The 13,525-nt window shown below is 54.2% G+C and carries 11 protein-coding genes and 1 tRNA gene; 8 read left to right on the top strand and 4 right to left on the bottom strand.

Annotation, left to right across the window (positions count from 1 at the left end; all coding sequences use genetic code 11):
- Positions 1-140: 140 nt before the first annotated feature.
- The gene (locus BSF79_RS09875; RefSeq protein ID WP_090269742.1) at positions 141-1,610 is read left to right on the top strand and encodes a cobyric acid synthase; all 1,470 of its coding nucleotides are present in this window, start codon (positions 141-143) and stop codon (positions 1,608-1,610) included.
- On the opposite strand, the gene BSF79_RS09870 is transcribed toward BSF79_RS09875, so the two are convergent.
- The 3 genes from BSF79_RS09870 to BSF79_RS09860 all read right to left on the bottom strand — a co-directional run bounded on the left by BSF79_RS09870 (position 1,595) and on the right by BSF79_RS09860 (position 4,693).
- Positions 1,595-2,479 carry a hypothetical protein gene (locus tag BSF79_RS09870; protein ID WP_090269741.1) on the bottom strand — a complete coding sequence of 295 codons (885 nt, stop codon included), beginning with the start codon at positions 2,477-2,479 and terminating at the stop codon, positions 1,595-1,597. The two genes, BSF79_RS09875 and BSF79_RS09870, sit on opposite strands and share 16 nt — an antisense overlap.
- Positions 2,480-2,550: 71 nt before the next feature.
- Entirely contained in the window at positions 2,551-3,972 is a 1,422-nt protein-coding gene (locus tag BSF79_RS09865; RefSeq protein WP_090269740.1) for a TolC family outer membrane protein, read from the bottom strand.
- A 67-nt stretch (positions 3,973-4,039) separates the two neighbouring features.
- Positions 4,040-4,693, bottom strand: a complete 654-nt coding sequence (locus BSF79_RS09860; protein ID WP_090269739.1) for a protein-L-isoaspartate O-methyltransferase family protein — start codon at positions 4,691-4,693, stop codon at positions 4,040-4,042.
- 145 nt (positions 4,694-4,838) lie between these two features.
- On the opposite strand from BSF79_RS09860, the gene BSF79_RS09855 reads away from it, so the two are divergent.
- Positions 4,839-4,912 (top strand) — tRNA-Cys (locus tag BSF79_RS09855).
- A gap of 68 nt (positions 4,913-4,980) precedes the next feature.
- On the opposite strand, the gene BSF79_RS09850 is transcribed toward BSF79_RS09855, so the two are convergent.
- A complete protein-coding gene (locus BSF79_RS09850; protein WP_175545303.1) occupies positions 4,981-6,066 on the bottom strand; it encodes a tyrosine-type recombinase/integrase in 1,086 nt (361 codons plus the stop codon).
- A gap of 470 nt (positions 6,067-6,536) precedes the next feature.
- Between BSF79_RS09850 and BSF79_RS19755 the strand changes: the two genes are divergently transcribed.
- The 6 genes from BSF79_RS19755 (at position 6,537) to BSF79_RS09825 (ending at position 13,288) form a co-directional block, all read left to right on the top strand.
- Positions 6,537-6,680, top strand: coding sequence for a hypothetical protein (locus BSF79_RS19755; protein WP_175545301.1), 144 nt, complete (start codon positions 6,537-6,539; stop codon positions 6,678-6,680).
- A complete protein-coding gene (locus tag BSF79_RS09845) occupies positions 6,667-7,041 on the top strand; it encodes a hypothetical protein (protein ID WP_139246426.1) in 375 nt (124 codons plus the stop codon). The genes BSF79_RS19755 and BSF79_RS09845 overlap by 14 nt, the downstream gene beginning before the upstream one ends.
- A gap of 226 nt (positions 7,042-7,267) precedes the next feature.
- Positions 7,268-8,581, top strand: a complete 1,314-nt coding sequence (locus BSF79_RS09840) for a DNA cytosine methyltransferase (protein WP_090269910.1) — start codon at positions 7,268-7,270, stop codon at positions 8,579-8,581.
- A 1-nt stretch (position 8,582) separates the two neighbouring features.
- Positions 8,583-10,151, top strand: a complete 1,569-nt coding sequence (locus BSF79_RS09835) for an ATP-binding protein (protein ID WP_090269736.1) — start codon at positions 8,583-8,585, stop codon at positions 10,149-10,151.
- Entirely contained in the window at positions 10,144-12,348 is a 2,205-nt protein-coding gene (locus tag BSF79_RS09830; protein ID WP_175545300.1) for a Z1 domain-containing protein, read from the top strand. Before BSF79_RS09835 ends, BSF79_RS09830 begins: the two co-directional genes overlap by 8 nt.
- Complete coding sequence (locus BSF79_RS09825; protein WP_090269734.1) at positions 12,338-13,288, top strand: PD-(D/E)XK motif protein; 951 nt, start codon at positions 12,338-12,340, stop codon at positions 13,286-13,288. Before BSF79_RS09830 ends, BSF79_RS09825 begins: the two co-directional genes overlap by 11 nt.
- The last annotated feature ends 237 nt before the right edge of the window (positions 13,289-13,525 follow it).

The following is a 13,525-nucleotide window of genomic DNA, read 5'->3' as shown; positions in this document are numbered from 1 at the left end:
AGGTCAGGACAATGAAAGACGCGCCCTGCTCAGGGCGCGTTTTCTTTTCGCACAGCCCCGCCCCCCTCATCTTTGTTGCCTGCCCATAGTGACGTGCGCCGCGCGCCGCGCTATGCCTGCCCAACATGCAGGAGACGACAATGGCACGCGCGATCATGATACAAGGGGCCGGCTCGAACGTGGGCAAGTCGATGCTTGTGGCCGGTCTGGCCCGCGCATTCGCCAATCGCGGCCTGTCGGTACGGCCGTTCAAACCGCAGAACATGTCCAACAACGCCGCAGTCACCGAAGATGGCGGCGAGATTGGCCGCGCGCAGGCGCTTCAGTCGCTGGCCGCACGGGTGCCACCGCACACGGATATGAACCCCGTTCTGCTGAAACCCGAATCGGATATCGGCGCACAGGTGATCGTGCAGGGGCAGCGCTTTGCCACCCTGCGCGCCCGTGACTACGCCAAGGCCAAGCCGCAGCTTCTGGCGCCCGCGCTGCAAAGCTTTCACCGCCTGTGCGCGCAAGCCGATCTGGTTCTGATCGAAGGCGCCGGCAGCCCTGCCGAGGTCAATCTGCGCGCAGGCGACATCGCCAACATGGGCTTTGCCGAAGCCGCAGGCCTGCCTGTGGTTCTGGTCGGGGACATTGATCGTGGCGGCGTGATTGCGCAGTTGGTGGGCACCCAGACGGTTCTGCCGCCCGAGGACGCCACCCGGATCAAAGCCTTTGCCATCAACAAGTTTCGCGGCGATGTCAGCCTGTTTGATGACGGGCTTGTCACCATCACCGCGCATACTGGCTGGCCCTCGCTGGGTGTGGTGCCGTGGTTTGCCGATGCCTGGCGCCTACCGGCCGAGGATGTGATGGATGTCGCCTCGCGCGTTGGGGGGGCCTGCAAAGTGGCGGTGCCACGCCTGTCGCGGATTGCCAACTTTGATGACCTCGACCCGCTTAGCGCCGAACCCGGCGTCACGGTCGAGATCATCGAGCAGGGCCGCCCCCTGCCCGGTGATGCCGATCTGGTGCTGATCCCCGGATCGAAATCCACCATCGCTGATCTGGCGCATTTCCGCGCGCAGGGGTGGGATATCGACCTACACGCCCATATCCGGCGCGGCGGGCATGTTCTGGGTATTTGCGGCGGCTATCAGATGCTGGGCCGCCAGATTGCTGACCCGCAGGGTATCGAAGGCCCTGCGGGCAGCGTGGCGGGGCTTGGCCTGCTGGATGTTTGCACCGTGATGACGCCGCAAAAGCACCTGACACTGACTGAAGCCACCTATCTGCCCACTGGCGATACGGTTTCGGGGTACGAGATCCACATTGGTGAAACCACCGGCGCCGATTGTGCCAACCCCTGGCTGTCGATCGCAGGCCACGCCGAAGGTGCCGCCACGGCGGATGGACGGATCCGGGGCTGTTACCTGCATGGGCTGTTCAGCTCGGATCGCTTTCGCGCCGCTTACCTGCGACAACTGGGGGCCGCGTCAGAAATCCGGTATTCCAACGATCTGGAACAAGTTCTCAATGCGCTGGCGGCACATCTGGAAACCCATCTTGATCTTGATCTGCTGCTATCGCTGGCACAGCCACCCTCGGGCGGTTACTCCAATTCCTGACTGGTCAAGGCGCGGTGAATTTCGCGCCGGACCAGCTTGCGCACGTTGCGCGTAATCCGTTCGCCCAGAACGCCCTGCAATTCCTGCCGCACAATATCGGCAACCAATTCGCGCAGCGATTCTTCGTCCAGAATCGTATCGTCCGAGGCCAAAAGGCCCAGATCAGCCTCAGGAGGATCAGAGTCCAACCCGTCGTCAACTTCCAGCTCGGCGTCAACTTCTGGCTGGGCCCGTGTATCCTGCATCAGGGGCGGCTCGGCCAGCGCATCCTCGTCCCAGTCGGTCAGCGGAGTGCTTGAGTCAGATGGCGCGTCCTCGACAAACTCGGCCTCTTCCACCGCATCTTTTTGGGCTTCAGTCCATTCTTCAACGTCCTCGGCCTCATCCTCTTCGGGAAGGTGATCCTCCCACTGAAGGGATCCGACCGCACCACCGGCATAGTCATCATTGCCTTCGCCATCAGGTTCCCACTGATCGTCCTGCCCGGCAACCACGGCTTCCAACTCGGCGATACGATCCTCAAGCGTCAGACTGTCATCGTCGTGCTCGGCTTCCTCAGCTGCGGCCTCGTCAAGATGCGGCGCGTCCGAAACAGGCTCAACAGACGGCTGCACGTGCGCGAAAAACGCCGCCTCGGCGGGCACATCTTCCACTTGTGCGGGTTCTGTGACGTCGGGCTGGGAAGGGGCACCGTGATCCTCGGTGTCCTGCACTGGCGTAGGCGCGTCGGCAACCCGCAGCGCGGGGGTCAGCACCAGCCTGCTCGGCGCTTTCGGCGTCAAGACACGCGGGCGTGCATCCTCGGACACAAGCCGCCGGATAGATGACAGCACATCCTCGATTTCCACATTTGTCACGGGGTCGGACATTTTTTATTCCACTCTTGCCTCCACCCGAGTTTAACCCCGGGCAGAGATTCTCACAACCGATAGAGCGGCTATTACTCTTTTCCCAATCCGCGCAGGACTTTGTCCAGCTTGCGGCCCCGCTCGCTTACGGCGACCGGGGCATCCTTGACCTGATTGAAATAGGCCGCAGCATCATAGCGCTGCACCTTGAGGTTCAGATGCTCTGCCGTCAACAGACCCATGGCAGACAACAGCGAATATGACGCCAGATATTCACTGGCAGTCGCGGTGATCAGGTTTGCCTGCGCATCGAGCAGTTCCTGTTCCGCGTTCAACACATCCAGCGTGGTACGTGCGCCCAGCGTCGCCTCTTCGCGCACACCGCGGAAGGCCACGCGCGATGCGCTGACCTGTTGATTGCTTGCCTCGCGGGCGGCGCGGGCCACCTGCAACTGCGCATAGGATGTGCCGACATTCTGCGCCAGCGTGATGCCGACCACATGCAGGTTTGCCCGTGCAGCCTCGCGATTGGCCATCGCCTGACGGTACAGCGCCGGGATTTTGCCTCCGGCATAAATCGGGCCCGAGACCTCAATGCCGACGGTGCCGCCCTTGCTGAAATTCCGGCTGTCGAATGTTTCCTGAATGCCATAGGTGCCATTCAGCGTCACCCGTGGCTGAATCGAAGCCGCAGCGATCGCCACAGCCAGATCAGCGGCAGCGGCTTCGTGTTGCGCCTTGAGGAGATCGGGATGGGCGCGCAGCGCCAGTGCCTTGGCCGCATCGACCGTTCTGGCCGTCGCAGGGGCCGTGGGCGGTGCGCTGAGCCGACCGGCCTTGCGCCCCACTGCTGCGTTAAAATACTCGCGGGCTGCGGTCAGATTGCCCTGAGCCTGCGCCAAAGCGCTGCGTGCGGCGGCCAAGCGCGCCTCGGCTTGGGCGACATCGGTGCGAGTCACTTCGCCCACTTCAAACCGGTCGCGGGCGGCGCGCAATTCTTCACCGATCACCCGCACGTTGTTTTCGCGCAGGGCAACTGTTTCGATTTGTGTCCGCACGCTGGTATAAGCATCAACAGCTTGCAGAAGAATGTCCTGCTCGACCCCGACAAGCGCCTGCCGCGTTGCCAGAACAGATTCCTTCGCCGCCTCGACCCTGAGCTTGGTGTCGCCGCCGTCATAGATAACAAGCTCGGCCGCCAGACCAAGCGACGTCGACGTCGAAGACGAATCGACCGGACCCAAAATTGTGCTGGCAGTATAGGCACGCCCAAACGAGCGCGTCACATCCGCCGCCCAATTGAGCACCGGACGCATCGATGACACGGCGACAGCCACATCTTCGTCCGCGGCCCGCAACACGGCGCGGTATTGATGCAATAACCCGCTATTAGTATAGGCATCCGCCATCGCATCAGCCAGAGTTTCGGCCGAAGCCATGACCGGTGCAGACATGGCAAGAAAAACCACCGCCGTTCCCGTCTGCAGTTTTCTTTTCAGTTTCTTCACTTGCATGTCCTGCTCCGTTGTCAGACGCGCCTGATTTTTTGGCCGCGCGCCTCAACGGCGCGCCGCTTGAGGTTTAGAGTTTGAACGCGCTGTGGCGTTCGAACCCGGGAAGCACCGGTGCGCCTGCGTTAAACGCAAATCGCCATGTGACCTCCCCATCAATCTTGTAACCGATTCGTACGACACCCAAGGCACCCTCGGCAAACAGGCACGCCATGCGCCCGCCTTCTTTCAACTGATCCAGAAGGCCCGCAGGCAAATGCTCGACCGCGCCTTCCACCATGATCACATCATAGGGGCCGTGTTTGGCAGCCCCTTCGGCCAAAGCGCCCTGATACAGGATCACATTGTCCGCGCCGCAGCGCGTCAGTGCAGCCTGTGCATCATTTAACAGCGCCTCATCCTCTTCTACTGCAACGACCGCTTCTGCCATGCGCGCAAGCACGGCGGAAGAATACCCCAGCCCGCACCCCAGATCCAACGCCAACTCATCGCCTTGGACATCCAGCGCATCAAGCATCTTTGCCAGCGTGCGTGGTTCCAGCATGACACGACGCCCGCCAAGATCAAGGTTTTCCCCGATATATGCGGCTTCTATCTTGTCGCCGGGCACAAATTCCTCGCGCGGAACGGACAACATCGCGTCGATGATCGGAAATTTGGTCACGTCCGACGGGCGAACCTGCGTATCGACCATTGTGGTACGGCGGGCGGCAAAGTCTGTCATAAGCTAAACTCTTTCGTTCAGATTCCTGATTTACGTTTTCTCACATTCGGAAACAACCGGCAACGGCATTGAAACGTCAAATCGACGCTGCCTAGGCCTTGCGGCATCTCAAATTATCCTATAATCGGCTCGATACCACTTAGGCGGCGAGTTGGCGGAGTGGTGACGCAGCGGATTGCAAATCCGCGTATATCGGTTCGATTCCGATACTCGCCTCCATTTATTTTCAATGACTTAGACGTAATGTGGCCGATTTACAGGGAGCCATTTTACAGGGCATTTTACAATTACGTTCTGGTGGCGTTCTTTTCCGCCTTTGCAAAAAGTTCGAGAATCTTGTCGGTTTTGTCACCTCCGACGACTGCATAGACTTCAATCATCTGAGTGGCGTAGCGCAGGTTCCAGCCGAATACGGTCGCAAGCTGAAACGCATCCGCGCCAGCCTCCAAGAGCTTCGTCGTCGCGGTGCCCCGGCAATCATGCAGGTGCAGACTGTAGCCCAGCGCATCCTCTGTGAGACCAGCTTGGTTCTTGTAAGCACTTAACCGCTGTGATGCGTATCGTGCCGTCCACGGTTTACCGCTGGCGTTTGTGAGCAGATACTCCTGACCCTCGGGGACGGAATCAATAATTTGCCCCATTTTCTGCGTGATCGGAATGTGGGCGAACACCCCGCGCTTCTCTGTCGGGATGCGCAGACGGCGATTGCCGGATTCCAGCGTTTCGACGTTGAAGCGGCGGAGTTGCACGAGATCGGCTGGTCGCAGGCCGGTCTCGGTCGCAGCGATGAGAACCCGCCCTATGTGGTCTGGCGCCGTTTTCAGAAACTGGTCGATGTGTTGCTGCGTCCAGATGATTGCGGCGCGATGTGCCTTGTAAACCTTTTCGAAACTGCAATGGTGGCGCTTGAGCTTGCCGCGCCTCACACCCCAGTTAAGCAAAATCGTGGCGACGGTCCCGGCGTAGTCAAATTGTTTAGGGCTGTGACTCCATTGATCACGCCAGTCTTCGACTTCCGCCAACGACTCCCATTCCTGAAACATCGCGGCGGGATCAGCTCCAAACTCTTTTGAAAAGCGGTCCAGCCAAACCCGGTAGTCTGCTTGCGTGCGAGATTTCAGTCGCTGGAACTTCGGGGATGCGATATAGTCATCTACCATGTGACAGGTCAGATAGCTCGACGATTTCGGCAAGGCGGCGTCCATCGCTGCAACGTATGCGGCATGAAATTCCCGCTCACGCGGGAGGCGTTCCGGCGATTTGTAGAACCCCGTCCCCGTGCGCCCGCGCAAGCTGAAATAGAACATCGCGGAGCCATCAGCCAGCTTTGCCTTCACGCGATGGACTTCGGGGGGCAAGCTATCACTGGGCACGTTTGCGGGCCTTTCTTTGCTCGACGTGGGACGTGGGCGCGGCGTCCCTTTCGTCTTCTTTGGGTATCAGTCCTTGTTGCTGGTTAAGGCAATGGCGCACCTGCACGGGATCATACACATTTTTACGCCCCGGCAAGGGGCGGATACCCATCGACCGCCACCACGCGCGGCACTGTGCTGTGACACCGTCATAGCCATGCGCTTTTGCCAGATCGTTTCCGCTAACAAGGGAAACCAACTGAATTAGGTGGGTGTTATGATCGGCGGTTGCGAGAATTGGACAGGCTTTCGGCAGGGGCTTTGATTGTGCCACTTGTTTACCATTTCCAGCACCTCACTTGAATAGCATCTGCAAAAGGGGTCACATTTTTTTGCGCCTCAATTGCGTGCGCGGTTTAATTAAGGTGATCTCAATAACACGGTGTAATTTCTCTTTTGATAAACCGTGCCCACTACTCGAATGTGCCGGAGTGGCACTTCAAGTAACTGAATTTTTTGGCTTCGAGCCGCTCGATCCGGCAGGCCGCGTGTTCGCGGATCAGACCCGTTGCCCGTTTGTTGGTAATACCTACATCAAGCCGCGCCACGGGGGTGCTCTTGTTGAACAATCTTGAGGCTCTTCCAGAGCAGCGCTTGGACCGTGCGTTGGTGTTGAAAAACACTATCGAAGCAGTTGCTACAGGCGGTTCGTTGAGCACTTTGGTCTATCAAACTTTGCGTTCAGAGTTTGTTTCCAACCCCGTGACAAAGAGGTTGCTGCCAAGTTTTGTTGTCAGATGTCTCGTCGAACCGAACCTCTGGGCGAAAATGAAAGCGGTCCATGAGGGCGGGGGAGCCTATGCTGCCCGCCGGGATTACCTAAATAGGAAATTCGTTCCACTGCTGGAATTTTTGGAAACTGGTGGAAGTGCTGCCGGTGCAGAGATCCCAAACATACTGACGAGCTACGACGCGCCCGCTGTCCATGCCGCGTAGTCTAAAGCGTTGGAGCGGCGCTCTGCTGACCCAGAGGGGGCAGTTAGACAAGCATTGCAGGTTGTGGAGCAGACCGCCACATCAACGCAGTGCGAAAAAAATCCGTTGACAAACCCAGCATGTTGCGTTGACGCGGGGAACGCATACTATATTGTCCCCTCATACAATGCCGCAACTGTTGGTTGACTCAAGTGCACCACTCGCCCGCCAGAAATGATATAACATGATGAAATTTATTGATCTTTTTGCCGGACTCGGTGGGTTTCATCAGGCCTTAGCGTCTACTGGTGCCGAATGTGTTTTTGCTTCTGAGTTAAACGAGAGCCTTGCCGAACTTTATGGCAAGAATTTCGGTATCAAGCCGCATGGTGATATCCGAGCCGTCGATATCAGTTCGATCCCAGATCACGACGTTTTGTGTGCAGGATTCCCTTGCCAGCCGTTTTCGAAAGCCGGTGATCAGAAGGGCTTAGAGTGCCCTCAATGGGGTAATCTCATTGACTATGTTGTTGATATATTGCGCCAAAAGGAGCCTATGTTTTTCATAATTGAAAATGTGCCGAACTTAGTTCGCCACAATGGCGGCGAGACTTGGCGGTCCATTTGTGAGCGACTTGAGTCTGTGGGATACGAGATTGATCATGATAAATTGTCGCCGCATATGTTTGGTGTTCCACAAAAGCGAGAGCGGGCCTTCATCGTCGGGGCAAAGCTCAACCAAGGTGGCTTGAAAAATTTTAGTTGGCCAAAGCCGTCCAAATTACCAGAGGTTTCCATTTCGTCTGTTTTGGACGATGACCCGAGAGATGCGTTAAAGTTAAACCCAAATCATCTTCGTTACATTGAGGTGTGGCAGGAATTTATTGCGGCTTTTCCAGAAGAGGTTGAACTTCCATCTTTCCCGATTTGGGCAATGGAGTTTGGAGCAAATTACCCCTTGGAAGGTAAGTCACCTTACAAGCTCGGCTTTAGAGGGTTGGGGAAATATCGAGGAGCATTCGGGGTAGAGCTTAAGCAGTTAAAGCCGGAGCAGGTAGAAAAATCACTCCCAGGATATGCTTGCACAAAACTTGATACCTTTCCCGGTTGGAAAGCAGACTTCATTATTAAGAATAGAGCCTTTTATGCTCAACATCAGGATATTATTGACCCATGGCTTGATAAAATTCGCTCTTTTCCACCAAGCTTCCAGAAGCTGGAATGGAATATAAAAGGCGGGACGCGCGATATCTGGCAACACATAGTTCAGTTCCGCGCAAGTGGTATCCGAGTAAAGCGAACTGATACTGCGCCTTCGCTGATTGCGATGACAACAAGCCAAGTTCCAATCGTCGCGTGGCAACAGCGCTACATGACTCCTCGTGAATGTAGTCGGCTGCAAAGCATGGGTGACTTAAGGTATCTTCCGGACACCAAAAACGGTGCATACAAGGCATTTGGCAACGCTGTGAATGTGGAAGTAGTTCGACGTATCTTCTCCGCTTTGATAGACGGGCAAGTCCCGAAGTTAGACACAGCTATCGCGGTCGCAGCAGAATAGCATGTCGGGCATCAGATCAGTAAACATCAGACCCGGTGTCAACGTTCTCTCGGTTCTACCCCACCTTAACTACAAGGCTTGGTTCGCGCTCGCTGAGTTCGTTGACAACTCCATCCAGAGTAGCATCGACAATCGAAAAGAACTGAAAAGTGTTACTGGTGGCAGGTTCAAGCTTCGGATTGATATCGACTTTTTGCCTGCTGAAAGCCGCATCACTGTGCGCGACAACGCGGCCGGAATAGCTTCTTCGGACTATCAGCGTGCGTTTCGGCCCGCTGAAATCCCACCTAATGCCAGTGGCCTATCTGAGTTCGGTATGGGAATGAAGAGCGCAGCGTCTTGGTTTGCGCCGACTTGGAGTGTTCGTTCTAGTGCATTGGGCGAGAACACGGAGCGAGCCGTATTTTTTGACATTGACAAGATCGTCCATGATTCAATCGAAGAACTGAATGTCATCTCGTCGCCAGTTGCCAACGACAAGCACTACACCGAGATCCACTTGGAAAACATCAGGCGGTTTCCCAAAGGGCGCACTATTGGGAAGATCAAAGAACACCTCGCCAGCATCTATCGGCTTTTCATTCGGAGCGGGCAAGTCGAACTATATGTTGATGAAGAATTGTTGACCTACGAAGAGCCGAAGATTTTATCAGCACCCCACTTTAAAGACTTTGACGGTCCGGAAATCGAATGGAAGTGTGACGTCGACTTTGATTTGGGTGATGGGAAGTCTGCCAAAGGATTTGTTGCAATTCGTGAGAAAGCTAGCACAAGGTTGGCTGGTCTCGCGATATTTAGACGGGACAGGTTAATCCTTGGCAGCGCAGACGAAAGCTATCGACCAGAAGATATTTTTGGTGCTTCAACAAGCTTTGCATATCAGCGGCTGTTTGGCGAAATCCACCTGAAGGGGTTCTTTGTCTCCCACACCAAAGATGGCATCAAGTGGGAAGAGAACGAGGATGAATTCCTCAAGAAACTGAGAAAACTACTTGCTTCTGAAGACCTTCCGATGCTCCAACAAGTTCGCAACTACTCGACCAAAAGGGATGCAAAAAACAACCGGCATACAGCGAGCATTGCGCTTCAGGGCACGGCTCAACAATTTGAACACCAGAACCTATCTGCACAAGATTTTGCGGTTAGTGATGCTGTGTCCGCAGAACCCGGCAGTTCAGAACCCATATTTTCGGCTCCGCCACCATTGTCTCAAGCGGAGCAGGAAGTCGTCACGTTTAACTTTTCATTCCGAGATCAACCTTGGATCGTCAGGATTGAGCTTTCGTATTCAGAAAGCGAGCGTGAGTGGTTGTCCATACAAAACCGTCCCTCGATTGCAGACCCCGATCCGCGCCAAATCGACATACGTTTAGCGATGTTGCATCCTTTCATGGCTCAATACCCAAACCTTGGAACGGATGGATTATCTGCGGTGCTTGGTATCGCTGCTAGCATGGCACTATCGGAAGTCATCGCGGCCGAACTTGCAAAGAGCAATCCCGCCGTTATCCGTCAGTATTCAAGTGAAATTCTCAAGAAACTATTATCGAGGCCAACCAGAGATGAGTGACGAAGGTATTATCAGGATTAGCCGTCGAGAAACTGGTGCAGAATGGTATCCGGTTCAAGGGACAGAGATTACCGATCTTGTCAGTTCAAACACATCACTTTCTGATAGTGAGAAAGAAAGCTTGGTATCTGAAACCATGGCGATCATGCGTAGTTGCGCTGATCCCAAGACACCTTCTGACCACAATACTGGCCTCATCATTGGTTATGTTCAGAGCGGGAAAACCCTCTCTTTCACAGGCCTTTCTGCGTTAGCGCGAGACAACGGTTATCAAATTGTTGTTCTTTTAGCCGGCACTACAAACAACCTAGTGGAGCAGTCTTACGACAGACTAAGAAAAGACCTCGGTGTCGATACCAACCGGAATTGGAAGCTGTTCACAACAAAAGAAAAGGGGTTTCAAGAGGCCGAGATTGACCGGGTCAAGAGTGAGTTGGCAAAATGGCGACGGGGTAGTCCGAGGGCGCGAACTGTGATGATTGTGACTATGAAGCAGCATGACCACCTTCGAAACCTCGCTGAGTTGTTCTCCGGCGTTGATCTGTCGAAGGTGCCAACGCTTATAATCGACGATGAGGGCGATCAGGCGGGCATGAATACTAAGGCGCTGCAAGAGCAAGAAAGCACCACCTACGCCCGAATAACAGCACTCCGTGAGCAGTTTCCTCACCATAGTTATCTGCTATATACTGCGACACCCCAAGCGCCGTTGCTGATTAGCCGCATTGATGCTCTTTCTCCAGATTTTGGTGCGGTGCTGACACCGGGCGCACACTACGTTGGTGGCAAAGAGTTCTTCATTGAAGGCAACGAAAAATATATCGAACTGATTCCATTGGCAGATGTTCCTGATCGTGATGATCGTCCCACAGTTCCACCCGAGAGTTTTTTGCAAGCCCTTAGAGATTTCTTTGTTGGAGTCGCAATCGGCTTGCAGGAAGATGACGATCAGAACGGCAAAAATCGTTCGATGATGATTCATCCGGCAATTGCTAAGGACGATCATTTAATGTTTGCGCGCTGGTCCCGGCAGCTTAAAGATGACTGGGCTACGATTTTGGATGATGTGCACCACTCTGAACGTGCCGAGCTTCTAGCTCAGTTCCAGAATGCTTTTGATGGTTTGAAGCAGACTTATGCAACCAGTGTCGGTTTTGATGATATTTCACCTTTCTTGTATGATGCTATCTCTGAGACTGCGATTGAAGAGCTCAACACCCGGTCAAAGAACAGAATACCAACGGTTGATTGGAAGGGTGACTACAGTTGGATACTTGTTGGCGGCATCGGCCTTGACAGGGGCTTCACCGTTGAAGGCCTGACAGTTTCATACATGCCTCGTTCAATCGGGGCTGGCAACGCAGACAATATCCAGCAGCGAGCCCGGTTTTTCGGTTATAAAAGGAGCTATTTGGGCCTTTGCCGCATCTACCTGACAAGTGAAAACATTCAGGCGTTTGAAGACTATGTAGTCCACGAAGAATCTGTCCGTCAATTAATTTCGGCACATATATCGGCGGGCGGTAAGCTCAAAGATTGGCGGCGAGAATGGTATTTGAGTCAGGGTTTGAATCCGACGAGACGATCCGTAATTTTGCTAGACATGTATCAGTCGAAAGGGCGCGAAGGTTGGGTTATTCCAGAATACCCTTACGATGATACCGAGTTAGTTGGTGAGAACCGTGGAGTTGTTGAGCAACTGCTCGCTGACTTCCAGTTCACCAAGTTTTCGCAGGAAGGTTGGAATGAGCAGCAGGTGATACCGGCTTTTAGCGATTGCATTCCGATCCGCGAAATTATTTCCTACATTGGCCAGATACGTTATAAGCATCCGAGCGATGGCATTCAGCATTCTGCCGTCATGCTGGGGCTTGAGAAGCTAGTCGGTGATGATCCCGACATTCAATGTAGCGTCTACGCATTTTCAGGACCTTGGTCGAACGTGGTAGGTAAACGCGGGCTTGATGAAAAAAGTCCACCCAAGATCAAGAACCTTTTTCAAGGTAGCAACGCTCGCACAAACTATCCGGGTGCCCGAAAGGTTAAGTCAAACAACCAAATCACGTTCCAAATTCACCGATACGATCTGGAGACTTCTAATGGCAGGCTCTTAAGTGATGTGCCAGTGCTAGCTGTTCATATCCCCGAACACCTAAGTGAGAGGGTTTGGGTGGAGCGTGAACTACATGCTATTTGATAAATATAACGGTCTGATAGCGAGGTTTCCGGACGAGTGTGATCATCTTTTTGGTCAGGATGTAGATGGACGGTCAGACCTGTGGTTTTCAATAGATGCGAACGGCCACCCTTCATTGTTATTTGAAACCACGAAAGGCGAAGAGCAGCCGGACCTTAAACTGAAATACGTTGAAGTCGAGTTCGCGAGGCGATGTGAAATTGCTATGGAGGGCGGACGCAGTCAAGTTGGCACCTTCACTGTGGTCAGCTTCAAAGATGATGACGCTGACCTCGTCCGCATATTCCTGCGCTTACTTGAAGAGGCGTTTCTAGCCGAGAAGGGACCGCACTCATCACAGGAAATACGATCAAAGATCATTACGCTTGCCGAGATTTTCAGTCGGTTAGAAACTAGCGTCAAAGACGTGATTGGCCTCTGGGGGGAATTACATGTGATCCGCCGCTCGCATGATCCGATTAAGGTCGCACGAGCATGGTGTCTGGCTAAGTCAGCGCAGTTCGATTTTCTTGGCGAGAGCCATGTTTTGGAAGTAAAAGCGACCACAAAGGCACGCAGGCTGCACCGTTTCTCTATGGAGCAAGTCAGACCCAGCAGCGGTCTCAATTCCTATATTTGCTCGGTTCTCTTGGCCGAATTGCCTTCGGGAATGACTGTCGGTGAACTGATGGACGAAGTATTGGAACTGATTGAGGATGTCGATGACCGTAGCCGTTTGTTTCATCAGTGCTTAAAGAAAGGCGGTAAAGACATCTACGCCTCCGCATTACCACTGTCGGTATTTCCTGACGGCGCATCACTGGCTGTGTTTCGGGCCTCTACTATTCCCGTTCCGCAAGTTGACGAGTCAGCCCCGATCTACAATGTGAGATTTGACGCGGATTTATCTGATGCAGTGGCGCTATCTAGAGAAGATGCAGAGCATGTTCTATCTCTGTAACGCTTGGGGTGAATTGGAGTATTTCCACCGATATGCCTCATGTCACCATGTTTTGCTAGATTTCAGTAGGAACTCAAAGAGCGACACAGACGATCTCAAAATACATCGGGAAACACTAATAGCCGCTTAGGGGATCAGTGTGCCAGCCTAATCGCGACGGCGGCGGCGCAGTGGACGAACGACGCCCTCGTTGGGCTGTTTTAATTGACCGTGGAGGATCAGAAAGGCGGGGTCGTT

It is taken from the genome of Thalassovita taeanensis (assembly GCF_900110775.1).
GTDB classification, from domain to species: Bacteria; Pseudomonadota; Alphaproteobacteria; order Rhodobacterales; family Rhodobacteraceae; genus Litorimicrobium; species Litorimicrobium taeanense.
Note: the sequence above shows the minus strand (reverse complement) of the source record. Positions and strands in the feature narration are given on the sequence as shown.